Origin of the sequence: Variovorax fucosicus (assembly GCF_030316825.1) — a bacterium.
Classification (GTDB): Bacteria; Pseudomonadota; Gammaproteobacteria; order Burkholderiales; family Burkholderiaceae_C; genus Variovorax; species Variovorax fucosicus.
In genome coordinates, this window is the sequence record NZ_JASZYU010000002.1 from 963,720 (window position 1) to 986,094 (window position 22,375).

General features: G+C 61.7%; 26 protein-coding genes and 1 pseudogene. 13 read left to right on the forward strand and 14 right to left on the reverse strand.

Going from position 1 to position 22,375, the window contains the following annotated elements; translation table 11 throughout:
* Positions 1–8 precede the first annotated feature (8 nt).
* A complete protein-coding gene (locus QTI05_RS16790; protein ID WP_286546131.1) occupies positions 9–932 on the reverse strand; it encodes a transporter substrate-binding domain-containing protein in 924 nt (307 codons plus the stop codon).
* Between the two features lie 151 nt (positions 933–1,083).
* Here QTI05_RS16790 and QTI05_RS16795 point away from each other — a divergent pair, with 151 nt between their 5' ends.
* Positions 1,084–2,157, forward strand: a complete 1,074-nt coding sequence (locus QTI05_RS16795; RefSeq protein ID WP_286622297.1) for an aminotransferase class IV — start codon at positions 1,084–1,086, stop codon at positions 2,155–2,157.
* Here QTI05_RS16795 and QTI05_RS16800 read toward each other — a convergent pair.
* On the reverse strand, positions 2,123–3,052 hold the full coding sequence (locus QTI05_RS16800) for a LysR family transcriptional regulator (RefSeq protein WP_286622298.1): 930 nt from the start codon (positions 3,050–3,052) through the stop codon (positions 2,123–2,125). The genes QTI05_RS16795 and QTI05_RS16800 overlap by 35 nt on opposite strands.
* 191 nt (positions 3,053–3,243) lie before the next feature.
* Between QTI05_RS16800 and QTI05_RS16805 the strand changes: the two genes are divergently transcribed.
* From QTI05_RS16805 to QTI05_RS27860, 4 genes are all read left to right on the forward strand, one after another.
* A complete protein-coding gene (locus QTI05_RS16805; RefSeq protein ID WP_286622299.1) occupies positions 3,244–3,981 on the forward strand; it encodes an amino acid ABC transporter ATP-binding protein in 738 nt (245 codons plus the stop codon).
* A 99-nt stretch (positions 3,982–4,080) separates the two neighbouring features.
* Positions 4,081–4,887, forward strand: coding sequence for an alpha/beta fold hydrolase (locus QTI05_RS16810; RefSeq protein WP_286622300.1), 807 nt, complete (start codon positions 4,081–4,083; stop codon positions 4,885–4,887).
* Positions 4,888–5,110: 223 nt separating this feature from the next.
* Positions 5,111–5,929, forward strand: a complete 819-nt coding sequence (locus tag QTI05_RS16815) for an acyl-CoA thioesterase (protein ID WP_286622302.1) — start codon at positions 5,111–5,113, stop codon at positions 5,927–5,929.
* A 21-nt stretch (positions 5,930–5,950) separates the two neighbouring features.
* The gene (locus QTI05_RS27860; protein WP_353505958.1) at positions 5,951–6,454 is read left to right on the forward strand and encodes a LysR substrate-binding domain-containing protein; all 504 of its coding nucleotides are present in this window, start codon (positions 5,951–5,953) and stop codon (positions 6,452–6,454) included.
* Between the two features lie 171 nt (positions 6,455–6,625).
* Here QTI05_RS27860 and QTI05_RS16820 read toward each other — a convergent pair whose 3' ends face one another.
* The gene (locus QTI05_RS16820; RefSeq protein ID WP_286622303.1) at positions 6,626–7,261 is read right to left on the reverse strand and encodes a TetR/AcrR family transcriptional regulator; all 636 of its coding nucleotides are present in this window, start codon (positions 7,259–7,261) and stop codon (positions 6,626–6,628) included.
* A 46-nt stretch (positions 7,262–7,307) separates the two neighbouring features.
* Here QTI05_RS16820 and QTI05_RS16825 point away from each other — a divergent pair, with 46 nt between their 5' ends.
* A complete protein-coding gene (locus QTI05_RS16825) occupies positions 7,308–8,183 on the forward strand; it encodes an NmrA family NAD(P)-binding protein (protein WP_286622304.1) in 876 nt (291 codons plus the stop codon).
* Positions 8,184–8,298: 115 nt separating this feature from the next.
* Here QTI05_RS16825 and QTI05_RS16830 read toward each other — a convergent pair whose 3' ends face one another.
* From QTI05_RS16830 to QTI05_RS27865, 7 genes are all read right to left on the reverse strand, one after another.
* Complete coding sequence (locus QTI05_RS16830) at positions 8,299–9,168, reverse strand: AraC family transcriptional regulator (protein WP_286622305.1); 870 nt, start codon at positions 9,166–9,168, stop codon at positions 8,299–8,301.
* Between the two features lie 204 nt (positions 9,169–9,372).
* Entirely contained in the window at positions 9,373–10,296 is a 924-nt protein-coding gene (gene kce / locus QTI05_RS16835; protein ID WP_286622306.1) for a 3,5-dioxohexanoate:acetyl-CoA acetone transferase, read from the reverse strand.
* A 55-nt stretch (positions 10,297–10,351) separates the two neighbouring features.
* Positions 10,352–11,104 (reverse strand): SDR family oxidoreductase, encoded by a 753-nt coding sequence (locus QTI05_RS16840; protein WP_286622307.1) that lies wholly within the window; start codon positions 11,102–11,104, stop codon positions 10,352–10,354.
* Between the two features lie 87 nt (positions 11,105–11,191).
* Complete coding sequence (locus tag QTI05_RS16845) at positions 11,192–11,563, reverse strand: tautomerase family protein (RefSeq protein WP_286622308.1); 372 nt, start codon at positions 11,561–11,563, stop codon at positions 11,192–11,194.
* 639 nt (positions 11,564–12,202) lie between these two features.
* Positions 12,203–13,552: an MFS transporter gene (locus tag QTI05_RS16850; RefSeq protein WP_286622415.1), complete on the reverse strand. Its 1,350-nt coding sequence runs from the start codon at positions 13,550–13,552 to the stop codon at positions 12,203–12,205.
* A gap of 62 nt (positions 13,553–13,614) precedes the next feature.
* A complete protein-coding gene (locus QTI05_RS16855; RefSeq protein WP_286622308.1) occupies positions 13,615–13,986 on the reverse strand; it encodes a tautomerase family protein in 372 nt (123 codons plus the stop codon).
* A gap of 324 nt (positions 13,987–14,310) precedes the next feature.
* Entirely contained in the window at positions 14,311–14,487 is a 177-nt protein-coding gene (locus tag QTI05_RS27865; RefSeq protein ID WP_353505959.1) for a CoA transferase, read from the reverse strand.
* A 52-nt stretch (positions 14,488–14,539) separates the two neighbouring features.
* Here QTI05_RS27865 and QTI05_RS16865 point away from each other — a divergent pair, with 52 nt between their 5' ends.
* From QTI05_RS16865 to QTI05_RS16895, 7 genes are all read left to right on the forward strand, one after another.
* Positions 14,540–14,776 carry a hypothetical protein gene (locus QTI05_RS16865; RefSeq protein ID WP_286622310.1) on the forward strand — a complete coding sequence of 79 codons (237 nt, stop codon included), beginning with the start codon at positions 14,540–14,542 and terminating at the stop codon, positions 14,774–14,776.
* A gap of 9 nt (positions 14,777–14,785) precedes the next feature.
* Complete coding sequence (locus tag QTI05_RS16870) at positions 14,786–15,760, forward strand: amidohydrolase family protein (protein WP_286622311.1); 975 nt, start codon at positions 14,786–14,788, stop codon at positions 15,758–15,760.
* Between the two features lie 34 nt (positions 15,761–15,794).
* Positions 15,795–16,565, forward strand: a complete 771-nt coding sequence (locus tag QTI05_RS16875; RefSeq protein WP_286622312.1) for a class II aldolase/adducin family protein — start codon at positions 15,795–15,797, stop codon at positions 16,563–16,565.
* Positions 16,566–16,582: 17 nt separating this feature from the next.
* Entirely contained in the window at positions 16,583–17,548 is a 966-nt protein-coding gene (locus tag QTI05_RS16880; RefSeq protein WP_286622313.1) for an NAD(P)-dependent oxidoreductase, read from the forward strand.
* A gap of 29 nt (positions 17,549–17,577) precedes the next feature.
* Complete coding sequence (locus QTI05_RS16885) at positions 17,578–18,543, forward strand: Bug family tripartite tricarboxylate transporter substrate binding protein (protein WP_286622314.1); 966 nt, start codon at positions 17,578–17,580, stop codon at positions 18,541–18,543.
* A 34-nt stretch (positions 18,544–18,577) separates the two neighbouring features.
* A complete protein-coding gene (locus QTI05_RS16890; protein ID WP_286622315.1) occupies positions 18,578–19,366 on the forward strand; it encodes an SDR family oxidoreductase in 789 nt (262 codons plus the stop codon).
* 165 nt (positions 19,367–19,531) lie between these two features.
* Positions 19,532–20,221, forward strand: a complete 690-nt coding sequence (locus QTI05_RS16895) for a TetR/AcrR family transcriptional regulator (RefSeq protein ID WP_286622316.1) — start codon at positions 19,532–19,534, stop codon at positions 20,219–20,221.
* A gap of 97 nt (positions 20,222–20,318) precedes the next feature.
* Here the strand turns inward: QTI05_RS16895 and QTI05_RS16900 are convergent, their stop codons facing one another.
* The 4 genes and pseudogenes from QTI05_RS16900 to QTI05_RS16915 all read right to left on the reverse strand — a co-directional run bounded on the left by QTI05_RS16900 (position 20,319) and on the right by QTI05_RS16915 (position 22,350).
* Positions 20,319–21,464, reverse strand: a complete 1,146-nt coding sequence (locus QTI05_RS16900) for a thiolase C-terminal domain-containing protein (protein WP_286622317.1) — start codon at positions 21,462–21,464, stop codon at positions 20,319–20,321.
* Positions 21,461–21,712 carry a Zn-ribbon domain-containing OB-fold protein gene (locus tag QTI05_RS16905; RefSeq protein WP_286622416.1) on the reverse strand — a complete coding sequence of 84 codons (252 nt, stop codon included), beginning with the start codon at positions 21,710–21,712 and terminating at the stop codon, positions 21,461–21,463. Before QTI05_RS16905 ends, QTI05_RS16900 begins: the two co-directional genes overlap by 4 nt.
* Before the next feature lie 15 nt (positions 21,713–21,727).
* Positions 21,728–21,874 (reverse strand): annotated as a pseudogene (locus QTI05_RS16910) (Zn-ribbon domain-containing OB-fold protein); the annotation flags it as partial.
* Between the two features lie 14 nt (positions 21,875–21,888).
* Complete coding sequence (locus QTI05_RS16915) at positions 21,889–22,350, reverse strand: MaoC/PaaZ C-terminal domain-containing protein (protein ID WP_286546165.1); 462 nt, start codon at positions 22,348–22,350, stop codon at positions 21,889–21,891.
* Positions 22,351–22,375: the final 25 nt, after the last annotated feature.

Sequence of the window (22,375 nt, forward strand, 5' to 3'; positions counted from 1 at the left end):
CCCCGTGATCAGTAAGCGGTGAGGTCGATCGAGTCTGTGGGCTTGGCGTAGGCCTTCTTGAGCGCGGCACCCATCGGGAAGTTCATTCGCAGCCCGCGTGGCGGGATGGGATGTACGAACCACTTGTCGTAGTTGGCCTTTGCGGCCGGCGACGTGAGGTACGCGGTCAGCGCCTTGTCAACTGCAGCCTTGAACTGAGGGTCATCGCGTCGCATCACGAGGCCATACGGCGCGGGCGGGGTGAGGATATCGGGCGAGATTAAATAATCTTCCGGATTCTTGGCGCTGGCGATGACGCTGGCGAGCAGCACATCGTCGCTGACCAGCGCCGCCGCCCGGCCTGTCGAGAGCATCAGGAACGCCTCGGGCTGGTCCTTGGCGCTGACGATGCGCATGTTCAGGTTCTGCTTCTGGTTCATCTCGTTGAGGATGACCATGTGGTTCGTGCCTGGCACGGCTACGACGGTCTTTCCCGCGAGATCGGCAATCGACTTGAGGTTGCTGCTCTTCTTGGCAGCGAACGCGGTGGCCGTCAGAAAGAATGTGTTGCTGAACGAGACCTGCTTCTGGCGCTCCGCGTTGTTGCTGACGCTGGCGCAATCGAGGTCGATGGTGCCGTTGCCTAGCAGCGCGAGGCGGGTCTGCGCCGTCACAGGTTTGAGCTCGACCTGGAGTGCCTTGATACCGGCATCGGCCTTCAGGCTGTCGACCAGGGCCTTGCAGATGTCGACCGTGAAGCCGATCACCTTCTGGTTGTCGTCCACGTAGGCGAAGGGAACCTGGTTTTCCCGCACGCCGAGCGCGATCGTGCCTGTGTCGGCGAGCTTCTTCAGCGTGCCTGACAGCGGCGCTGCCAGCGTCTGCGCCGAACTCGTCGAAAAGCTTGTTGCCAGAGCGACGCCGACGATCCATGTGGGGAGAGGATTGCGCATCTTTTTTCCTTCAGAAAGAGTGGAGGGGAGACCAACGGATGGTCTATGCCGCGATGCGGGCTGTCCATGCCGCCGTCGGCATCGCGATTCCACATCGCTATCAGTCGGAAGCGAACGCGGCGTGGTGTGAGTACTCATGAGCCGGCGGGCGATGCGCAACGGCAATCTCGATGACACCGAAGCTGTGGACGCGCAGTGTCACTGCGCACACGATGGCTGGTCACTTCAGGAGGTCACCGCCTTGCCGTCCCCGAAACCGTCCCCCGCCTTTATCTCTGGTTCGATTGACGCCAGGCCGGCGGTCCCCGAGAGCATTCCGCCGTGGCCTTGCTACCTCAACGGCGAGTTCACCAACCTGCGCGAGGCGCAGGTGTCCGTCCTCGACCGGGGCTTTCTTTTTGGCGATGCGATCTACGACGTCGTGCCGGCCTACGAGGGCCAGCCCTTCATGTTCGAAGCCCACATGGCGCGCCTGGCGCGCGGCCTAGCCGAAATGAGGATTCCCAACCCGATGGAGCGCGACGCATGGCACCGCCTCACGATGAGGTTGCTGGCCATGCATGCAGAAGCCGACCCGCACCCGGGTGGCGTGCGCCATCAACTGGTCTACTTCCAGATCACGCGCGGTGTTGCGATGCGCGAGCATGCCATGCTGAAGGGCCTTGCGCCCAACGTGTTCGCCATGGTCAATCGGATGCCTGTACCGACTGAAGCGCATCGCCGCTACGGCGTCGCCTGCATCACGGCGGAGGACTTTCGTTGGCGCAAGGCGCATCTCAAGTCCACCAGCCTGCTGGGCGCTGTTTTCTCGAAGCAGTTGAGCGTGGACGCGGGCGTTGCCGACACCATCATGTTCCGCAACGGCCAGCTCAGTGAGGCCTCTGCAAGCAATGTCTGGATGGTGAAGAAGGGCTGGGTGGTCGGGGTACCAAGGAGCAACCGGGTGCTTGAAGGCGTGCGCTACGGGCTGCTGGAGTCGCTTTGCCGCGATGAAGGATTGCCCTTCGAGCTGCGAGAGCTGTCGCGCGCGGAAGTGTTCGATGCGGACGAGCTGATCTTGTCGTCCGCGGTGAAGGAACTGGTGCCGGTGGTCGAGCTCGATGGCCGGCAGATTGGGGACGGCACGCCGGGCGCTGTCTTTGCAAGACTTTACGCCGCGTACGCGCGGGCTGTTGAACGCAATTGCACGCTCAGGGCGGGGGGCGCCGATACGCAGCCTGGCTGATGCGCGAGAAAGAGCGAAGCATCGCGACCAGCGTCTTCGCCTCGGGGCTCAGCCTGCGGCTAGCCCTGGACACAATGCCAACCTCGTAGCGTCGCGATGGGTGCGGAAGTTTAATCTCCACAAGCTGCCGCGCCGTCAGGGGATGGTCCAAGATGGATCTTGGCATGCGCGACACGCAGTCGGAGTCGATCAGCATCGAAACGGCGCCAAACAGCGAGTCGGACACCGCAGCGATGCGCGGGCGTCCCATCTGTGGCTGCAGGAACAGCTCTTGGATGCTTTCGTCGTCCTGTCCGGGGCGCCCCGGCGCGCCCACTATCACCCATTGGAGGCCGGCCAGCTCGCCAATGGTGCGCGCGCCCGCGCTGGGGTGGCCGGCGCGCGCAACGATAACCGCCTCCGATTCGTAGAGTACGTCCACCCGCAAATCCGCCGCGTCAAGCATGTGGGGCAGTCGCATGACAGCAAGCTCCAGCCTGTTGTCCCGCAACGCTGAGAGCAGCTCCGAGTTAGCGCTTTGCGTCAGGTGGATGGCTACGTCCGGCAGCGCTCGGCGAAAGTCCTGCAGTACGGCGGGCACGAGCCGCAGCGACGGCTCGACCGACACGCCCAGCGCGATACGCGTTGCCCGGCGGCCCTGCATGCCGCGCAGCCATTCCTCGGCCCGCGTGGCCTCGATGAGCGCTGCCTGCGCGTAGGGAAGAAAGGCCTGCCCGTCAGCCGTGAGTGACACGCCCTTGGCCGTGCGTTCGAAGAACGAGAGCCCATGCTCGTTCTCGAGCCGCGCGACGCTCTTGGTCAGGCCGGCCTGAGAGACATCGAGCGCGCGGGCTGCTGAGCGAAAGCCGCCGTACGTGATCACGGCATTCAAGTCACGAAGTTGCTGCAGATTCATGGCGTGGCCAGGAGCGGTGAAGGGAGCCACTATGCCGCAGCCGGACGATGGCGAGAAGCACTCGTGTACAGAGGGAGCATTGATTAGCATCGGATATCAATTGATTTGATATTTAAACTTCACAAATCTACGGTTGGCGCATGAAATACCCGGATCGGGCTTTTAGCCATTCCGATTTCAAAGGCAGAAACTTGATAAAGATTCAGAATGTGTCGAAGTGGTACGGCCCGGTGCAGGTGCTCAACGAGTGCTCGGTCAGCATCAAGCAGGGCGATGTGGTCGTGGTCTGCGGCCCGTCGGGCTCCGGCAAGTCCACGCTGATCAAGACGGTCAACGCACTCGAGCCCTTCCAGAAGGGCGAGATCACGGTCAACGGCATCGCGCTGCACGACCCCAAGACCAACCTGCCCAAGCTGCGCTCCAAGGTCGGCATGGTGTTCCAGCATTTCGAGCTGTTCCCGCACCTGTCGGTGACCGAGAACCTCACGATCGCGCAGATCAAGGTGCTGGGCCGCAGCGTCGACGAAGCCAAGACTCGCGGCCTGAAGATGCTCGACCGCGTGGGCCTGATGGCGCACAAGGACAAGTTCCCCGGCCAGCTCTCGGGTGGCCAGCAGCAGCGCGTGGCCATCGCGCGCGCGCTGTCGATGGACCCGATCGTGATGCTATTCGACGAACCAACCTCGGCGCTCGACCCTGAAATGGTGGGCGAGGTGCTCGACGTGATGGTGAGCCTGGCCAAGGAAGGCATGACCATGATGGTCGTGACCCACGAAATGGGCTTCGCGCGCAAGGTGGCCAACCGCGTGATCTTCATCGACGTGGGCGGCCGCATCCTCGAAGACTGCACGAAGGAAGACTTCTTCGGCAATCCCGACGCCCGCAAGCCGCGCACCAGGGACTTCTTGGAAAAAATTCTGCAGCATTGAAAGTTGGCCGATCGTGTCTGCATTGAGTTCAGGCAAGCGTCGAGCCCTTCGACTTATCCACGCTAGTGCTAACAACCAGGAGTACGTATGAAATCTGACATGTCCCGTCGCACCATGCTCGCGGGCGCCGCATCGCTCACCCTGCCTGGCCTCACGGCTTGTGCCGGAGTAGGATCTGCAAAATCCAAGGCAGCGCATTACGTGCTTGTTCACGGTGCCTGGCACGGCGCGTGGTGTTGGAACAAGCTCATTCCCCTATTGCGCGCCAAAGGGCACATGGTGACCGCGGTCGATTTGCCCGGTCGCTGGGCCCGCCCTGAACTTGCTGCGGCAACCACGCCTGCAGACTTTGTCGAAAGCGTTGGCCAAGTGCTGCGTGCGTCGCCCGTGCCTGTGATCCTGGTCGGCCACAGCCTGGGGGGCGCTACCATATCGCTCGCTGCGGAAGCCTATCCGGACCGTATTGCGCGGCTCGTATACGTTTCCGCATTCTTGGTGCCCCATGGGCAAACGGTTGGCTCCATTGCGATGTCGGACAAAGGCACGTTGATCCCGGTCTCGACTCGCCGGGATCCCTCGACGCGCGTTTCTACTGTCATCCCAGAGCGTGCGAAAGATGTGTTCTACGCAGACTGTTCGGAAGACGAGGTGCGAACGGCGCTTCAACTGCTTTGCGGGGAGCCCGCGACCATGGGGACCGCCCGCATGTCGTTGAGCAGCGATCGGTTTGGGAGAGTCGACCGTACCTATGTGGAATGTCTGCAGGATCGAGCGATATCGATCGAGACGCAGCGAGCAATGCAAGCGGGTACGCCATGCCAGCGGCACTTCACGCTCGACAGTAGCCATTCACCATTTCTGTCCAAGGCGACGGAGCTGGCAGCGATATTGGATTCGCTCGCCTGAATAGCTGCCTGCTCGAGGTCGAGGATCTTGATGACCGTGAAGACTCGAGCATTTGACACGTGCGGGCGTCAGCCACGGAGAGGAACGCCTTCTTCTGATAACGATCGTTTGGTGAACGAGCCATATTCCATGCTTCGTTCACTTGTCAACGGTGGAACTCTGGTCGCGAGGAGTACCCGCGCCCGACTATGCTTGCCGATCGTTCATCTAACGACCTCATTCCATGGCCAGACTCGAGCACCCATTCGATAGTGCGATCGCCCTCGACGGCCTCGGCGACGAACGATTCGTGGCCCGCACCACTGCCGAGTACGCGAACATGGTCGGCCCCTTCGGCGGCACGATCGCAGCGGTGCTGATGCAGTCCGTGCTGGGGCACCCGGCGCGCCTCGGCGATCCGGTCGCGTTCACGGTCAACTTCGCCAGCCCGATTGCCGACGGGGCCTACGAGATCGTGGCCCGTCCGGCGCGCACCAACCGGTCAACCCAGCACTGGTCGATCGTCGCTTCGCAATCTGGCGACGTCGTCGCGACAGCGACGGCTGTTTTCGCCAAGCGCCGCCCAACCTGGTCGAGATCCGAGGCGGAGCCGCCGCCCTCAGTCGTCCCGTTCGATCGGCTGGCGCCCTCACCCTCGGCGGGCGGCCCACCCTGGGTGAGCCGTTACGAGACGCGCTCGATGGCTGGCGGCATGCCGAGCGACTGGGACGGTGGCGAAGGGGAGAGCTCGACGAGCTGCCTGTGGGTGCGCGACGACCCGCCGCGCCCGCTGGACTACGCATCGCTGGCGGCCCTGTGCGACACCTTCATGCCGCGCATCTTCATCCGTCGCCGGACGGCGGTGCCGATCGCCACGGTAACGATGACCACATATTTCCACGCCGACGCGCAGATGCTGATTGCCCAAGGCGATCGACCGTTGCTCGGCGTCGCCCGCGCGCTCAACTTCCGCGACGGCTACTTTGATCAATCCGCGAAACTTTGGGACGCCCAGCAGCGGCTGCTCGCGAGCACGCACCAACTGGTCTACTACCGAGAGTGATCGACGGAGCCCGACAACCGGTTGGCCGCCTCTCCAGGAATGAGCGTAGGTGTGGTGCCTGACGCGTTGCGCCTGTTCAGTCAGTCGCATCCGTCCGTGCACGTGACGGTCCAGATCAACGACACCAGCACGATCACGAAGTGGACAGCCGCGGGTTACTGCGACTTCGCCCTGTCCTCGTTCGTCCCTGATCCCCACCCGGTCGAGCGACTGCTGCTCCATCGAGGCCGCGCGGTGTGCCTCCTGCCGGAAGGTCACCGCCTTGCCGGAAAACGCATGATTCGTTCGTCCGATCTCGCAGGCAAGTCGTTCATTTCACTCACCCCCAAACGACCCGGCTATGCAGTTGATCGACGCGTTCAAGCCCGACTTGCGCAGCGTCGACATCGAAACCACCCACGCAGCGACTGTGTGAATGATGGTCTTACGCGGTCTGGGGGTCAGTGTGATGGATCCGCTAGCATTTCGCGCACTTGGGCCGCCGGGCGTGGTGGCGCTCCCGTTCGATCCGCCGTTGTTCTTTGAGTGCTACTCACTGCACGCGCGAGACCGCATCGACCAAGGGTGGCACAAGCTTTTCTGGCATCGGTCAAGTCAGTGTTGTCCGCGATGTAAAGGCTTCGCCGCGTTTGGAGAGCGCGCCGGCGATGATGGCAATCGCGTTCACCCGTCGGGGACCTTCGAGCCCGTATGTGCTTAGGTTCTCGTTTGCGCGATATCGGCCGCCGGCCACGCCAACATTGCAACAGCGATCATCCGGTCCAATTCGCTCCTGGTAGCACCCGCCTGCGGTAGATCCAAAATCGCTTGCATCACCCCGAGAAAACACCAAGCCAGCGCGGCGACATCTGCCCCACGGGGCAGCTCCCCAACTGCAATTGCTTCCCGAAGCAGACTTTCGAGCAGAGTGCGCTGCTGGCTCATCCCCGAGATTGCTGCTTTCCGTCCTTCCGGCGGCAGATCGACCAGCTCGGCACAACTTCTTGCGAGCAGGCAACCCGGCGGTCGACGGGACCCCGTGGGCAGCAGCCCGCGCAGCAGTGCTTCGAGCCGCGCACGCGCACTGCCGCCCTCGTATGACTTCATCCTGCGCAGCACCCGATCCGTATAAGTTGCAAGTGCGATCTGGAACAGGCCATCCTTGTCCTGAAAACGTTGGTAAAGGCTTGAACGCGACAGTCCGGTCGCTTCCGTCAGCACATTGATCGTCGTAGCCGCGTATCCGTGACGCCAGAAGGCATCCACGGCGGCATCAATGACGGAACCTTCGTCGTACTGTGGCTTTCCGCCCATTTGAAAAGAACCTTTGACAAGATGGAATACTCGTTCCAAGATATGTGGATCGTTCGTTCCATGATACTTCTCGAAGACGCAGACAATGCTCGACTCCAATGCCAAAAGACCTCGGATTGCCATTGCGGGTGCAACAGGACGCGTTGGCGTCAGTTTGACGGCGTTGTTCGCCGACGACCCGGTTGATCTCGTCGTACTAACGCGCCAATCCAGCCCAGCGAAACTGCCCGAAGGGGTGGCCACGTTCAAGGTTGACTTCAACCGCGCGGAGACGCTCGAGACGGCCCTGCGCGGCGTCGACCGGCTCTTCATCGCGCATGGCACCTCCCTCGAACAGGTCGCCAACGAAATCGCGTTGATCGATGCAGCAGTCGCAGCAGGCGTTCGGCACATCGTCAAACTGTCTGCCCTCGGTCCTGCGACCCGACTTCTTCCCCTCGCTTGGCACATGCAGATCGAGGCGCATCTGGCACAGCAGCCGATCGCATCTACGGTCTTGCGGCCGACAACGTTCACCCATGTGCTCAAGCGCGTGGGGCCACACATCGCCGCCGGTTCCTGGGCTGGCGCGGCAGGGAATGGCCGGGTGAACTTCATCGATACCCGCGATGTTGCCGAGGTGGCCCGCATCGCATTGCTTGAGGAGATCGAGCCAACGTCGCAACGTGCGTATCACCTGTCTGGTCCACGCGCATGGACCATGACGCAGGTGGCAGAGGAGTTGGCCCGCCTGCTGGGGCATTCGGTTATCTATATCGACCGTTCGCCTGCTGAGCAGCGAGAGGCGCTGCTCGGCGCCGGACTTTCTCCATTGGTAGCCGATCTTCTGGTTGGCCTCGACCAGATGTTCCGCGAGTCAACGATCGCCGAAACAACGTCGACGGTCGAGGAACTGACCGGAAAGGTTCCTCGCTCGTTAACCGAGTGGCTGACCGAGAACCTAAGCGAATTTCGAGCCTGAGCTCTCCGTTCCCCGCCGCCAAGGAATCGAAGCATCGTTCGCAGGTGCGCCGGCTCCCGAGCTGGTCAACTGGCGCGGTCTCCGAAACGGCACCTGCCTCGGTCCGTGCGACACATCAGCGCATTGCAGCCCTGCGGAAATCGGACGGCGTCACGCCGGTCGCCTTCTTGAATGCAGTGCTGAAGTGCTGAGCATGGCTGAAGCCGCATTCCAGCGCGACTTCAGTTGCGGTGCGGCGAGGATCCAAAAGGAATTCCTTGGCTCGCTGGAGACGCAGGCCGTACACAAAGCGCAATGGCGTCTGCCCGGAACTGTCCCGAAAGGCCCGCATGAAATGCCGGGGACTGACGCCGGCGATTTCCGCCAGGCCATCGATCGTGAACGGTCTCGACAAGTCGGCCTCGATGTAGTCGATGACGCGGCGCAAGCTGCCAGGTGCGAGGCCCCCGGACGGGCGAACGGTGGCTGGGGGGGTGCCGTTGACGCGCCCGAGCAGGGCGAGTGCCTGCATTGCCCAGCCTTCGGCGAACAGCCCATAAAGGCTGTCTGCATTGCGCGCCTCACGGCATAGAACCGAAAGGCCACGTTGCAGATCTTCGTTGCCGAAGGCAATCAGCGGCCTATCGAAGTGGCAGCCGGCGCCGGACGCAACGGTCGGGTCGAGGAAGACCACCGTGTAGTCGAACTGTGGCGCGACGTCGAATTCGCCTTCGACCGAAGTCGAGGCGGGGAACAGCGCAAGGCTTGTTCCTTGTTTTATTCCGGAGTGGATGCGGCGGCCGTCGAGCTCCAGATTCAACTCTTTGAGGCCGTTGCGAAACCAGAACAGCGCGAGCCGCGGTTGGCGAAAGCGCCAGGAAATGGGGCCGGTCGCTCGGCGCGCGAGGACTTCAAGATGCGTGGTGCGCGAATCAACAATGGTGCCGGATACGAATTCGCCCCCAACCTCGCGATATTCAGTTTGTGCGTCTAGGTGGCCATGCATTGCTTGCCTCCGCTTCGGCCTTGCGCCTGTCATGGTGCGGCGCGTCCTCTCCCTTGATCTCGCAAGCGAACCGCAACCGTATCGCTTGCGTCTCTATCCTACACCTTGGCTCCTTGTGCTGCTCTGCAGCAACGGCGATGCGGTGAGCCCAGGGCAACGAGCCCCCGCCGTTTGCTTTTGCAAACACGGTCGACCTGTTCCCTCTCAGAACTTGACTTTCCCGATGCCCTTCAACTGGAGGATTTCCCGAGCTTCGTCTGGGCTGGCAATTTCGAGACCGAGCCCTTCGATTATCTGGCGCACCTGCAGCACCTGCGCCGCATTGCTCTCGGCCAGCGTGCCGCGTCCAAGCCATAGGCTGTCTTCTAGTCCGACGCGCACATTGCCGCCCATACTGGCAGACATTGCTGCAAGGCGAAGCTGATCCTTGCCTGTCCCCAGCACCGACCAGCGATAGTCATCGCCGAACAGGCGATCGGCCGTCCGCTTCATGTGCAACACGTCTTCAGGATGCGACCCGATACCGCCCAGGATCCCGAACACGGTCTGAACAAAGAACGGCGCCTTGACCAGACCACGCTCTACGAAGTGCGCCAGGTTGTAAAGATGGCTCACGTCGTAGCACTCGAATTCGAAGCGCGTGTCGTTGGAAGCACATTGCGCCAGGGCGTATTCGATATCCCTGAAGGTGTTGCGGAAGATCAGGTCACGACTGGCTTCGAGCGCCTCGCGCTCCCAGGCATGTTTGAACTTCTTGAAACGCGCCAGCATCGGGAACAGTGCGAAGTTCATGGAACCCATGTTGAGTGAGGCCACCTCGGGCGCGAAGCGCATTGACGGCTGGATGCGCTCCTCGATCGTCATGTAGGGCGAGCCACCGCTGGTGACATTCAACACTGCATCGGTGCGTGCCTTGATCTGCGGCAAGAATCGGGCGAATGCATCGGGGCTTTGATCCGGCTTGCCTGTGACAGGATCACGCGCATGCAGGTGAATGATCGCGGCACCAGCCTGGGCCGCGCCGACCGAAGCTTCGATGATCTCTTCCGGTGTAACCGGTAGATGCCGTGACATTGAGGGCGTGTGGATCGCACCGGTGACAGCACATGTGATGATGACTTTGCTCATATTGCGAAAGGGAAACCCGCGTTGGACGGCCAGTTTCTTCCTGCCGTCGCCATCTTCAAATCTGGGCCTTGCCGCCGTCGACGAACAGTTCAATACCGTTGACGAAGCTTGAATCATCGGAAGCAAGGAAGACCGCCGCCTTGGCAATTTCGTCCGCATCACCGACGCGGCCCATGGGGATCCGCGAGGCGAGGGCATTGAGCATTCCCTGCTGCCGTGCGGCGTCGGGGCCGGCCAGGCCAAAGAAGCCTGGCGTCTTGGTGGGTCCGGGGCTGAGCGTGTTGACCCGGATGCCGCGACCCTTGAGATCGAGAATCCAGTTGCGAGCGAATGAGCGTACGGCGGCCTTTGAGGCGGCATAGACACTGAACCCCTCGGCGCCTCCGCTGGCGGCGGTGGAGCCAGTCAAGATCACTGATGCGCCGTCCGCAAGCAATGGCAAAGCCTTCTGTACAGTAAACAGTACGCCCTTGACGTTACTGCCAAAGGTGTCGTCATACTGCTCCTCGGTGATTTTCCCGAGTGGCAGCAGCGAGCCGCCGCCAGCGTTGACGAACAATACGTCGATCCGACCGAAATCCGATCTCACCCAAGCAAACAGCTTGTCAAGTTCGGCCATGTTCGATGAGTCGACCCGGATGCCGGTAGCGTTATCGATTGCAGACACCGCAGCGTCGAGTTCAGCCTGTCGGCGTCCGGTGACGATGACATGCGCTCCCTCATCGGCGAACCGCTTGGCCGTAGCGAGCCCGATTCCGGTGGATCCTCCGGTAACAATTGCGATCTTGCCTTCAAGTTTGCGTGACATGAAAGTTTCCTTGATTGTTTGTGAGTGGAGTGGGGTCGGATGCTGCGAGGATCGGCTGTGTGCAGATGCGCGCAGACTGCCTTGACCTCACACGCGAGGGGCTTCGGGCAGGCGTTCACCGCCACGCACGACGTATTTGGCGGGATAAAGTGCGACGAGAACCTCGACTTCGTCCTCTGACGCTCCGGTGCACGCGCTCCAGATCGAGCTCACCCTTTTGGCCAGCGACAGCACGGCGCCATCGCTGCGCCCATCACGTATGTGACAGAAGATCAGCGTTTCGGAAGTGGCCTCTCCCGAACGGTAGGTGTTCTCGGGAGTGGCTTCATGGAAGACGACGCTGATCAGGTCGAGCGGCGAGAGGATGATTTCCCTGATCGCGCTGGTGAACTCGGCGGCCATCTTGGCCTTGACGCCAGCTTGGATTCCGGCCTTGCATTCGCAAACAATGACGGGCATTTTGTGTCTCCGTGGGAGGGTGGGCTATTGAGGCCCCCAGTCTCTCGGAACATAGTCATTGCTGATTGCAGCGCGGCGCCACCACTTGCTTGGAAGTGCCACGAAATGGGTTCCTGACCGCTACGGGTTGCGTCTGCGCCAATGACTTTGTCCGAGGCGCCGCGTTTGGAGCCTCGTGTACTTGAAACCTTCGTGGCCGCACGGTCATGTCCGCGCCGATGCAGTGCTCCGCGCATGCGCTCAGTGCTTCACCGATTCCCGGTTCGCAGAACACTTCTCAGGTCCGCCGCAGCACTGGCAACCTTGCCGGCTGCGGCTTGCAGCGCGCCATCAGACGAAACCAAAGCACTGAAGGCCGGTGCCGATTTCGTGCTGGCCCGTGTCGTGGCATCCGGCGACACGGCCGGCGTAGCCGCTGCGGTGATTACTCGCGATCAGACCCTCTACGCCGGAGCGCGGCGCAATGGCGGAACGGCATCCGCCAAGTCCCGCTTTAACGGGTCCGAGCGCGACTGTCGCTGCCGAAGTTCGACAGCGGACGTAAGTCATCGGCGCCAGTCCGTCGCCGCGCCGCTTCTCAGAGAGTAGGCCGTTGAGTAGAGGTCGCCATCGAATTGCCCGCCCTCAGCAGGTCGAGCATCAAGGCCGCTGGCCGACGGCGCTCGTGTCGTGGCTGTGCGAAGAGATCGATGGCCTTTGCTTGATCAGAGCAACCGCGACACCGCCGATCACCGCGGCAATTGCAATCGCGAGGAAGTTCTGCACCAGCGGCAGCTTCATCGAGACCAGCAGTCCAATCATGATCGGCGCCGCGATCGCGCCGATGCGCCCGACCCCCGAAGCAAAGCCGAGTCCCGTCGAGCGGATCGAAGTCGGGTAAAACTGCCCGGCATACGCGTACAGCAGGATCTGTGTGCCCAGCGTCGACGCGCCGACGATGGCAATGATCAGGAACAGCGGTTGAGTGCCGTAGCCGAGCAGCGTCAGCGAGACGGCGGCGACCGCGAAGAATCCGCTCGTCACCCACTTGATGTTGAGCTTGTCGGCCAGCCATCCGCCACCGACGGCGCCCACGACCGCACCGGCGTTGTAGGCGAGCAGGAAGTTCAGCGCGGAACCGAGGCTGTAGCCGGCCATGCCCATCAGCTTGACCAGCCAGGAACTGAGCGCATAGAGCATGAACAGGCAGGTCATGAAAGCGAGCCAGAACATCAACGTGCTAAAGCTGCGGCCGTCCAGGAACAGCCCGCCTACGGTCGGACCTTCGGCCTTGTCCTCAGCGGGAACGAGAAACTCCTCGTGCGGCTCGAGCCGCATGTCTGGCCGCATCTTCCGGACCACTTCGCGCAGCCGCGTGTCGTCGTGCTGCTTGATCAGGAACGGCAGTGATTCAGGCATGTACTTCAGGATGAACGGGATCAGCACCACTGGGGCGCCCGCGGCAATGAACACCGATTGCCAGCCGTAGGTCTCGATGAACTGCTTTCCGAGCAGCGCGGCGAGGATGCTGCCGGCCGCGTAGCCGCAGCACATCAGCGTGACCATCAAGCTGCGCACCTTCTTAGGTGAGTATTCGGTCATCTGCGCGGCCGCTGTCGGGATCGCGCCGCCAATGCCGAGCCCGGCGAGGAAGCGCATCACGCTGAAGGTAATCGGATCGTTGGTGAACCCGGCCGCCGCGGTGAAGACGCTGAACATGAATACGCAGATCGAGATCGCCCAACGGCGGCCAATCCTGTCGGCCAGCGCGCCGAGCGCGATCGCACCGAACATCATGCCGAACAGTGCTGAACTGGCCATGAATCCGGCGGTCGCGGCCTCGACATTCATCGCCTTCATGATCGATGGAAGCGCGATGCCAGCGACCGCCAGGTCATAGCCGTCGAGCACTAGGACCACGAAACACCACAGCAGCACGGACCAGTGAAAGCTGTTGAACTTGGCCTCGTCGGCCAGGTTGTGAGCATCTATGGGGCGGGTTGGCTTCATTGACTTGTCTCCTTTTATTTTTTCAGTACGAGGTTCAGGATGCAGCGCAGACTGCCTTGACCTCACACGCGAGGGGCTTCGGGCAGGCGCTCACCGCCACGCACGACGTATTTGGCGGGATAAAGTGCGACGAGCACCTCGACTTCGTCCTCTGACGCTCCGGTGCACGCGCTCCAGATCGAGCTCACCCTTTTGGCCAGCGACAGCACGGCGCCATCGCTGCGCCCATCACGTATGTGGCAGAAGATCAGCGTTTCGGAAGTGGCCTCTCCCGAACGGTAGGTGTTCTCGGGAGTGGCTTCATGGAAGACGACGCTGATCAGGTCGAGCGGCGAGAGGATGATTTCCCTGATCGCGCTGGTGAACTCGGCGGCCATCTTGGCCTTGACGCCAGCTTGGATTCCGGCCTTGCATTCGCAAACAATGACGGGCATTTTGTGTCTCCGTGGAAAGTGGGCTATTGAGGCCCCCAGTCTCTCGGAACATGGCCGTTGCTGATTGCAGCGCGGCGCCACCACTTGCTTGGAAGTGCCACGAAGTGGGTTCCTGACCGCTACGGGTTGCGTCTGCGCCAATGCAGTGTTCCGCGCATGCGCTCAGCGTGCGCTGCGCTTGCTTTGGCCCTCCAACTGCGCGAGGGTGAATGTCCTGCCGCTTTCCAAGAAGCGCTCGACCGGCTTGTCGGGCGTTGCCCGAGCGAATCGGTTCGGCCGGTACTCGCGAAACCGCAATTGAGTGGTGGCCGCTGCCCCAGGCCGTCATCGCGGTTCTCTCTTGACGATCTCCGCTCCCATGTCCGCGAGCGGCATCGCGCCGTACGGGCCAGCCGCCGTTGAGCAGAACTCGCCCACTTGCACACCACGAAGAGGTGGGCGCGAATTGAATCTCCGCGAAGCGTTGTTGTTCCATGGCGGTGGAGATCGAGGCCATCCCACGGAGGAAGCGTATTAAATACATCTATTGACAAAACAGATTAGTCTATTCACAATGACCATCTTGTCAGAGATGTGGCGATGGTCGCCAGGCACGCCCGAGGCTGTCGTCAAGAAATTGAGCCAGGACTTCGCGGACGTCGTCAGAAACAAGGATTTCGCAGAGAAGAACCTGATTCAGGTGGGTCTGACACCGGTGGGCAGTTCGCCCGAAGAACTCAGGCAGCGCATAGCGCGCGATGTAACTGCAGTGGCGGAGTTCGTACGCTCCGCCGGGATCAAACCAGAGTGAAGGACCGACATGCAAGGAAAGATCGCGATCGAAGAGCATTGGGAGTCACCCGAAGTCGATACGCCCGCCACCTTCGGGTTTGTCAACGCCGATTACCTGGCCCACTTGAACCAGCGGCTGCAGGATGTCGATCGCCGGCTGGCGGAAATGGATGCTGCCGGCATTTCCATCGCGGTGCTCTCGCTGACGCAGCCCGGTGTTCAAGGTATTCAGGACACGCCAACGGCCGTCGATTTTGCGCGGCGCATGAATGACCATGCGGCCGAGACATTGGCGAGGCGGGATCCCGCGCGCCTCAAGACCTTTGCTTGTGTCGCGCTGCAAGATCCCGAACAGGCGGCACTGGAAGCGCAGAGGGCGTGCAGAGAACTCGGGTGCGTCGGCGTTCTTGTCAACGGATTCACCGACTTGGGCGACGACAACGCGCGATACCTGGACGAGCCGGAAGTCTTGCCCTTCTGGGAGGCCGTCAGTGAGTTGGGGGTGCCGGTTTACCTCCATCCCCGCATGCCACTCACGAGTCAACGCAAAGCCTACAAAGGTTACCCGGGCCTCGTCGGATCCGCCTGGGGTTTCGGCCACGAAACTGCCACCCACGCGCTTCGGCTGATGTTGAGCGGGCTCTTCGATCGTTTTCCAAAACTTAATGTGATGCTCGGACACCTCGGTGAAGGTCTGGCGCTTTCGCTGCCCCGGGTTGAGCATCGGTTTCGCCACCAATTGCCGGGCTCGCACGGAACGCATCTGCGCACGCCGATGGAGTACTTCTGCGACAACTTTTATGTGACGACTTCCGGGACGTTTCGCACGCAGGGGCTGCTCCATACGATCAGCGAGATCGGCGTCGACCGCGTGCTCTTCGCGGTCGACTATCCCTACGAGTCGATGAGCGAAATCACCGAATGGTTTGACAACTGCCCGATCAGCCCGAACGACAAGCGACAGGTGGCATCCGGGAATGCGCGCCGCCTGTTTGGTCTCTGAGCGATCGAATCCCACGGCGAGAAGGACTCCAGACATGCTGACAGAAGTTGCCTCCCACACCAATCCGAAGTCGTCCCACGCGGTAAGTGAACAAGCGATACGCACGGATCTGGCTGCGTGCTACCGATTGGCCGCGCATTTCCGCATGACGGACATGACTTACACGCACATCTCCGCACGGCTTGACGGCGGGGAAGAGTTTTTGCTCAACGCTTTCGGGCTCTTGTTTGAAGAAGTCTGCGCATCCAATCTGGTCAAGGTCAGCGCATCCGGAGAAGTTCTGGACGACCCGACCGGAGTCGGCATCAATGCCGCCGGCTTCGTGATCCACAGTGCCGTGCACGCCGCGCGTCCCGATGTGCGCTGCGTAATGCATACCCATACGGCGGCAGGGATGGCGGTGTCAACGCATCCCGAGGGGCTGCTTCCGATCACGCAGCATGCAATGCGATTCCACAATCGCATTGCCCGGCATGCGTATGAAGGTATCGCCATCGACCTCGCCGAGCGGGAGAGGTTGGCGAAGGACCTGGGCGAACACAACGCCATGATTCTGGAGAACCACGGCCTGCTGGCCTGCGGCCGCACGGTTGCCGAAGCCTTCGGCACGATGTACTACCTCGAACGCGCCTGCCAGGCACAAGTGGCGGCGCTCGGCAGCGGGGTCAAACCCCTGATGCCATCGCGGGACGCAATTGAAAAGACCGCGAACCTGTTTCACGAGAACCGTGGAAAAGCCGATCACCGCGACTGGCCGCCCCTGCTGCGAATGCTGGACCGGGTTGATCCATCGTTTCGAAACTAGCACGTTCGGGCAAGCACATGCTCTTCATCATCGGGCCGACGCGGGCCGGGCCGCTCATGAAGAAAATCGCGTCATTGCTCGAGGACGCTGGTCGTTCGGCCGCCGTCATTGCAACCGAAAGCCAGGACCTGCTGGACTTTCCGGAGTTGGCGCAAGCCACCGTGCTCGTCTGCCTGATGATCCCCTGCGGGGCCAGGGAAATGGATGCGATGCCGGCGCTGCGAGGAATCGTGTCGCCGCTGCTCGGCTATGACTGGATTGATGTCGAGGAGGCCGCACGCAGGTCCATCCCGGTGGTCAACGGGGAGATTCGCGAGAGCAGGGAGAGCATGGCCGAAGCGACCATCATGCTCGTGCTTGCGTTGCTGTACCGGTTGCGCGAAACGGAAGCCGAGCTTCGCGCAGGTGGCGAACGTGTCCAGCACCGCAACATGTTGAAGGGTCGCACCGTCGGCATCGTGGGCTATGGCGGCATCACGCGCGAGATCGTTCAGCGCCTCAAGGGCTGGCAGGCCACGATCCTGGTGCACACCCGCGGGGCACAGGAAAACGAGGACGGCATTTCCTTGGTGTCAAGCGATCACCTTTTAGCCGCCAGCGACGTGGTGCTGCTGATGACCCGGCTGGACGATGGCAACAGGCATTGGCTGGATAGAGGCCGTCTGCAACTGATGAAGCGTGGTGTGCTCCTTGTCAATACCGCCCGGGGCGGGCTCGTGGACGAGGACGCGTTGTTGGAAGCTTTGCAGTCCGGCCAGGTGGGCGCCGCCGCCCTCGACGTGTTCGAAACTGAACCGCTGCCCACCAGCCACCCGTTCCGGCAGCTTTCCAACGTCATCCTGACGCCGCACTCAGTCGGCCATACGGTGCAAACGATTGAGCAGATCCCGCGTACGGCGGTCGCCAACATCTTGGCGCTGCTGGATGGAAAGCTGCCCGAGAGCTGCAAAAACAAAAGTCTATTGACACCAGTCAAGGACTAGTTGGACTGCCTTAGAACCAAGGAGACGATATGAAGTGGATGCTTGTTTTGATCGGGTTGGTGTTTTCATGCTTTTGTGCGAATGCGCAGACGCAGCCGTTTCCGCAAAAGCCGGTGAAAATCGTGGTGCCGTATCCGCCCGGGGGCATGGACATCCTGTATCGAGCGCTTGCCGTTGAGCTATCGAACAAATGGGGGCAGCCAGTCATCGTGGAGAACCGTGCAGGTGCAGATTCGCTGATAGGCGCCGAGTTCGTGGCCAAAGCCCCGCCAGACGGATACACGATCTTGGCAACGGGCGACTTTACGCTCGTCGCCAATCGATTTCTCTATGCGAAGCTGCCGTACGACCCTGACAAGAGCTTTGTGCCGGTGTCGCTCGTGGCACAGACGGAAATGTTCCTTCTCGCGAGCGAGAGCTTGCCGGTGAACGACCTTCGGGAACTCGTGGCATACGCTCGCGCGCACCCGAAGCAACTCAGTTTCGGTTCGTTTTCGAAGGGCAGCCAGGCCGACCTCGCTTTCCTGGCATTGAACAAGCGGGAAGGAATCGACTTGCTTGCCATACCCTATAAGGGCATCGGGCCCGTGTTAAGCGGGATGGCCGGCGGCGAGATCCAGTTGGGGATGGGGGGCACCAACGTCGCCGAACCACTCATCCAGGCGAAAAAGCTCAAGGTGCTCGCAATGACGGGTTCTTCACGCCATCCGCAGTTCCCCAATGTCAAGACGGCCGCCGAGCAAGGCTTCCCCTATCTCATCTCGAGACTGTGGTACGGCGTATTTGTGCCCGCCGGTACACCCAGTCCCGTCGTGAACAAGATCAGTGCCGACATCCAGGCAGTCCTCGCCAGCAAGGAATTTGTCGAAACAAAAATCGCGTCCCGCGGGATCAGGCCGTTGAGCGGCAATGCGGAAGATCTCGCCAAGCGAATCGAGGAGGACGTAGCGCGTGGCGCGCAGGCCTTCAAGGAGGCCGGTATCAAGCCTGAATAGTGATGGCCCACGCAATGCACCGAAAGGATAGAAGATGGAACTCGGGATCAAAGGAAAAAAGGCCATCATCGCGGGCGGCAGCGCCGGGATGGGAAAAGAAAGCGCCCTGGCGCTTGCCAGGGAAGGCGTCGAGGTCTGCATATCGGCGAGGGGCGAGGCTCGATTGCAAGCGGCCGCTCGGGAGATTGCGCAGGCCACCGGCGTCCGTGTTGTTCCCGTGGTCGCCGACCATGGTACCCCTGAAGGCCGCTCACGCCTGCTCGCGGCCTGTCCCGAGCCCGACATACTCGTTATCACCTGTTCGCCGCCGCGGTTTCTCCAGAGCTATCTGGATCCAGAACCGGACGAGTGGATGAGCGCGCTTTCAACCACGCTGCTGGGCCCGGTGGAACTCATGCGGGCGACTGTCGGCGGTATGGCGAAACGCGGCTTCGGCCGCGTCGTCAACATCGGCACGATTGCGGCAAAACGGCCGCACGAGAGCCGCCTTCTTTCAGGGCCGCCCCGCGCCGCCTTGTGCAACTACACGGCCGCGATCTCCAGTGGGCTTGCGAAGAGCAATGTCGCCATCAACAACATTCTGCCGGGCATGTTCGATACCGCTGCCATGCAGCAAAGGTTCGAGACCCAGTCAAAAGAGAACGGAACGACATACAAGCAGGAAGAGGACAAGTGGATCGCCCAGGTGGGCATCCCGGCCCTCAAGCTTGGCGACGCCAAGGACGTCGGCGCGCTTTGCGCGCTGTTGTGCAGCCAGTACGCGAGCTTCATCATCGGACAAAGCATCGTGATAGACGGCGGGCAGCTTTTCTCCACGTTTTAGAAATGCCCCATCTGCAAACGCCGCGCAGACTGCTCGGCGCGGCGCTCAGCACGGCGGGCGGAGAGAGCCAGCTACTAGGTCGCGGTCACACTCGTCTACGACGTTGACCGACTGAGTAGGTTTATCTATCTGGAAATTCGATTTGATAATCTACAATCCCCAGAAATGAAACGGACCGCCACTGCCGCCCCTGTTCCTGTGAAATCCGCCTCACGGCGTGCTGCGCCTCCAGCTGCGCCGGTGTCGGAAGTGCCGGCTGAGCGCTTGCTCGAAGCCGCCGTGTCACTGTTCGCGCAGCATGGTTTCGATGCGGTCAGTACGGGGGCGGTCGCGGCCGCGGCCGGGCTGACCCAGTCGATGGTGCATTACCACTTCGGCACCAAAGAAAAGCTCTGGAAAGCAGCGGTTGAACACCTCATGCACGTCCGGGGAAACATGTTTTCGCTGAACCTGGAAGACCTGCGCGACGTGGACGACCTCTCACGGTTAAAGGTCATGCTCCGGCGCTTCATATCAGCCAACGCAGCCGATCCCGATCTAACGCGCATCCTGATTCATGAGGGGATGAACGACTCGCCGCGCCTCAAGTGGCTCGCGAAGCGCTACATGATCCGTGGCTATGCAACTTTCAATGCGGCGATCGAGTCGGCGATCAAATCGGGGGTGGTCCGTCGGCTGCCCGTGCGGGACGTCACGAACATCATCGTTGGCGCGTGTGTGCTGACGTTCACGCTCAGCAGGCTGCTCAAGGAGGTTTACGGCGAGCTGCCCACCAGCGCGGACGCCGTTTCCTCGCTCAGCGACACGCTGCTTGAGGTCCTGTTCAAGGGCCTGGAAGCGAAGTCCAGGCCCTGATCCCGCCTCAATGCCGGAATGACCGGCACGAGGGAGGAGGTGCGACTCGTACGCGCCACCAGCCTGAACGACAGGCCACGCCGGAGCGAACCCTTCGCTAAGCTCTTTCGTTGGAAAAGATGATCGTGGAGCTGGCGGCGAACATGCCGCCCACACCGTGAGCGACGGAAATCTTCGCCCCCTCAACTTGCGCGGGTGCAATGCCCCGCATCTGCCGGATGCTTTCCTGCAACGCGTACATGCCATACATGCCGGAGTGCATGTAACTCAGCCCACCGCCATTGGTGTTCAGCGGCAGCTGCCCGCCAGGGCGCGTGTGGCCTTCCCGGATGAAGGCTGCAGCCTCCCCACGTGCGCAGAACCCGAGGTCTTCGAGTCCGTAGAGCGGCAAATGCGCGAATGCGTCATAGATCATCAGGTGGTCCACGTCGGCATGGGTGATGCCGGCTTGCGCGAACGCATTGCGGCCGGACACACGGAATGCCTTGGACGAGCTGAAGTCCTCCATCTGGCTGATCATGTTGCCCTCGACGCTCTCGCCGGTGCCGATCACATAGACCGGCCGTGCGTGCAGGTCGGCCGCGCGATCGGCGGCCGACAGGACAATGGCACCGCCGCCGTCCGTGACGAGGCAGCACATCAACATCCGGAAGGGGTACGCGATCATCTTGGAAGACATCACGTCGTCGACGGTGATCGGGGCCTTTTGACTGGCACGCGGGTTGAGCGCGGCCCATTCGCGCTGGACAACGGCAACGCGGGCGAGGTCTTCCTGCTCGTAACCGCGATCCTTGAGAAAGCGGAGCACCGGCAGGGTGAACATCGTCGGCGGCCCGAAAGTGCCATAGGGCGTCTCGAACTGCTGCGGCAGACTCCCGGGAATCGGATGTGGAAACCCGGCCGCCGCGACGCGGGACCGCCCGCTTTCGCCGTGAGTGATCAAGACATGCCGGCACAGCCCCGACTCGATGGCCGACATTGCGTGCCGCACATGCATCAGGAAGGAACAGCCGCCCACGCCCGTGGCGTCGATCCACGTTGGCGTGATTCCCAGGTACAGCGCGAGCGACTCCGGAGTTTCGCCCGCGGTAGCGATGCCATCGATGTCGGACGGCTTCAGGCCCGCGTCAGCGAGCGCGTTCAGCGCGGCATCCGCATGCAGCTGCAATTGAGACATATGGGGTAGCTTCCCCATTTCAGTTGTTTCGGCGGCGCCGATAACCGCTGCGCGAGCCCGCTTCATTGCGAGCTCCCGGTGAGTTTGAACATGGGCAACGTGATCTTGTCGCTGAGTGCCTCGAAGGTGACCTCCACCGGATGATCAAGCTGCAACAAGGCAGGATCACAAGGCGTTCCAACAATGTTCGTCATCATCTTCGGCCCCTCGTCCAGCTTCACCACGGCAATGGTGTAGGGCGGCTCGAAGCCCGGCGCGGGCAGATGCGAGATCACGTAGCTGTGCAGCGACCCGCGCCCGCTGGCGCGAATCACCCCAACATTCCTTGAAGCACACCCTGGGCAAAAGGGGCGGGGAGGGAAGTAGGTATGGCCGCAGTCCCGGCAGGTCTGCAGGCGAAGTTCACCCAGTCGGGTGCCCTCCCAGAAATGGGCGGTCTCCGGCGTGGGTACGGGCAGCGGGCGACTGGTGTTCATCGCGGCGGAACCCGTCAGGCCGGCTTGCCGGCCATCAGCAGCGCTTGGTCGTAAGTGAGCACGGTTTCGCCGCGCTGGTTCTTGGTGGTGATCGTCATGGCCACCACGCCACGACCGGGTTTGTTCGATTCGCGCGTGCTCGTGACAGTCGCCGACGTTAGGACCGTGTCGCCGAATCGAACCGGGCTGGAGAAGCGCACGTTGTCCATGCCGAGGAAGCCAATCGTCGTGCCTTCGAACATGCCGGTCTGGTTCATCTGGCCCGAAGTCACCGCAAGGGTGAGCAAGCCGTGGCCGATGCGCACGCCAAACATCCCCTTCTCGGCATAGACCTGGTTCACGTGGACGGGATTGAAGTCGCCCGACAGACCGGCAAACAAGTTGACGTCGCCGCTCTCGATGGTTCGGCCCGAAGTCTCGATGACTTCGCCGACTTGGAAGTCATGCCAATATTTTGCGTTTCGCGATTTGCTCATGGGAAGCTCCTGTTAGATAAGAAAA

Bases quoted from the DNA above. Each gene is read 5' to 3' on its own strand.
- QTI05_RS16915 (WP_286546165.1), bottom strand. From the start codon at position 22,350: ATGAGCAAATCGCGAAACGCAAAATATTGGCATGACTTCCAAGTCGGC.
- QTI05_RS16815 (WP_286622302.1), top strand. From the start codon at position 5,111: ATGGCCAGACTCGAGCACCCATTCGATAGTGCGATCGCCCTCGACGGC.
- QTI05_RS16855 (WP_286622308.1), bottom strand. From the start codon at position 13,986: ATGCCCGTCATTGTTTGCGAATGCAAGGCCGGAATCCAAGCTGGCGTC.
- QTI05_RS16865 (WP_286622310.1), top strand. From the start codon at position 14,540: ATGACCATCTTGTCAGAGATGTGGCGATGGTCGCCAGGCACGCCCGAG.
- QTI05_RS16900 (WP_286622317.1), bottom strand. From the start codon at position 21,464: ATGAAGCGGGCTCGCGCAGCGGTTATCGGCGCCGCCGAAACAACTGAA.
- QTI05_RS16790 (WP_286546131.1), bottom strand. From the start codon at position 932: ATGCGCAATCCTCTCCCCACATGGATCGTCGGCGTCGCTCTGGCAACA.
- QTI05_RS16895 (WP_286622316.1), top strand. From the start codon at position 19,532: ATGAAACGGACCGCCACTGCCGCCCCTGTTCCTGTGAAATCCGCCTCA.
- kce (WP_286622306.1), bottom strand. From the start codon at position 10,296: ATGAGCAAAGTCATCATCACATGTGCTGTCACCGGTGCGATCCACACG.
- QTI05_RS16830 (WP_286622305.1), bottom strand. From the start codon at position 9,168: ATGCATGGCCACCTAGACGCACAAACTGAATATCGCGAGGTTGGGGGC.
- QTI05_RS16885 (WP_286622314.1), top strand. From the start codon at position 17,578: ATGAAGTGGATGCTTGTTTTGATCGGGTTGGTGTTTTCATGCTTTTGT.
- QTI05_RS16850 (WP_286622415.1), bottom strand. From the start codon at position 13,552: ATGAAGCCAACCCGCCCCATAGATGCTCACAACCTGGCCGACGAGGCC.
- QTI05_RS16870 (WP_286622311.1), top strand. From the start codon at position 14,786: ATGCAAGGAAAGATCGCGATCGAAGAGCATTGGGAGTCACCCGAAGTC.
- QTI05_RS16840 (WP_286622307.1), bottom strand. From the start codon at position 11,104: ATGTCACGCAAACTTGAAGGCAAGATCGCAATTGTTACCGGAGGATCC.
- QTI05_RS16795 (WP_286622297.1), top strand. From the start codon at position 1,084: ATGCGCAACGGCAATCTCGATGACACCGAAGCTGTGGACGCGCAGTGT.
- QTI05_RS16800 (WP_286622298.1), bottom strand. From the start codon at position 3,052: ATGAATCTGCAGCAACTTCGTGACTTGAATGCCGTGATCACGTACGGC.
- QTI05_RS16825 (WP_286622304.1), top strand. From the start codon at position 7,308: ATGCTCGACTCCAATGCCAAAAGACCTCGGATTGCCATTGCGGGTGCA.
- QTI05_RS16845 (WP_286622308.1), bottom strand. From the start codon at position 11,563: ATGCCCGTCATTGTTTGCGAATGCAAGGCCGGAATCCAAGCTGGCGTC.
- QTI05_RS16880 (WP_286622313.1), top strand. From the start codon at position 16,583: ATGCTCTTCATCATCGGGCCGACGCGGGCCGGGCCGCTCATGAAGAAA.
- QTI05_RS16890 (WP_286622315.1), top strand. From the start codon at position 18,578: ATGGAACTCGGGATCAAAGGAAAAAAGGCCATCATCGCGGGCGGCAGC.
- QTI05_RS16875 (WP_286622312.1), top strand. From the start codon at position 15,795: ATGCTGACAGAAGTTGCCTCCCACACCAATCCGAAGTCGTCCCACGCG.
- QTI05_RS16810 (WP_286622300.1), top strand. From the start codon at position 4,081: ATGTCCCGTCGCACCATGCTCGCGGGCGCCGCATCGCTCACCCTGCCT.